The sequence below is a fragment of the Microbulbifer okhotskensis genome, assembly GCF_023895975.1.
Lineage (GTDB): Bacteria > Pseudomonadota > Gammaproteobacteria > Pseudomonadales > Cellvibrionaceae > Microbulbifer > Microbulbifer okhotskensis.
This window is the reverse complement of the sequence record NZ_JALBWM010000292.1, coordinates 1-1,220: the sequence shown is the minus strand read 5'-3', so window position 1 is coordinate 1,220 and position 1,220 is coordinate 1. Positions and strand designations below refer to the sequence as shown.

General features: G+C 41.2%; 1 protein-coding gene. It reads right to left on the bottom strand.

Annotated features, from left to right (window positions below):
* Positions 1–37: 37 nt before the first annotated feature.
* Positions 38–982, bottom strand: a complete 945-nt coding sequence (locus tag MO867_RS22120; protein ID WP_252473205.1) for a glycerophosphodiester phosphodiesterase family protein — start codon at positions 980–982, stop codon at positions 38–40.
* Positions 983–1,220 lie beyond the last annotated feature (238 nt).

The window sequence follows — 1,220 nt, the reverse complement described above, 5'->3', positions numbered from 1 at the left end:
TATACGGCTGCTGCAGCAGCCTAAAGGGTGATGCACTTCAGAGTTGAATGCAGGCCCTAATAGTTTTCTTTTTACGATCTTTACCACACTTAAGCCATTGATCTAACTCAACCACGTTATCCGTTTGAATAATTGTTGCTGAGAAGTGATCAATAACATTTTGCCAACCGGAAATGGGGTCTAAGTGCGCTACTTCGTCAGTAAACCCTGCTGCCTGTCCATACCAAAGAGAGTTGATCCAAATAGCGCTCTCTTGCGCTAAGCTCTCGACTAATTCAGCGTTAATTTGAGGCTCTGTTAGAGTTTCAAAACCAATTTCCCATGCATAGGGAGTATGACGATCAAAACCATCAATATGAGACAGGTTATCTTCGCGAAGTTTGTGCATGTAAAGAATCGAGTCATCCTTATCCAGGAATTCTTGTACCTCGTCAGGATTGGCGTTACTTTTAAACAATCCTATACTGACAGCATCCATGGACTTCAAATCATCGTATACTTTTTCCCTTATTTCCCACGCTTTGTCCAGGTTAATTATTACCCTGCCCTTAGCTGCTGCAATAGCCTCTTTGAAGGTGGGCACTTTGTGCTCAGTGAGCTGAGTCTCCCCTCCTTGTAATAAACGCAACCTGAGAGATTGCAATTGTGAAAGTGTCAACATTGAAATATAACCAGTGCCATCGGTCATTCTATCAACGTTACTATCATGCATAAGCACCAGTTGGCCGTCTGCGGTCTCACGGATATCAATCTCAACAATATCTGCCCCGTGAGAAATTGCAGACTCAATCGCTGCAATAGAGTTTTCTGGTGCGTTTCGCCAATCCCCTCGATGCGAGGCAATCATTATATTTTCATTTTTTTTGCAGTGAGAATTACAATGATTAGTTGCTTTATACTCAACTTGACACTTTGAATTCTGCTCAATTCCATCCACAGGTATTTTTGCTTGAGCCGTATTTATACCAATCAACAAACTCACAGCAACCATCTGAGCTATAGTATAAATTGTATATCTTCGGGTCAGAATCACCTCTGGCTAAGTGGTGGAGTCCTTATTGGTCCCCACTAACCACTCAGAAGCTACTATGAGTAAATTAACTTAAGGTGTTGTTTTTATTACATTAACAAGTCACTTAAATTGAACTTAAAGATATTTTTCTTAAGCAATACTTCGGACAGTTTTAGGGGGCGAAATAGGTAGGAACCACGGCCAGATA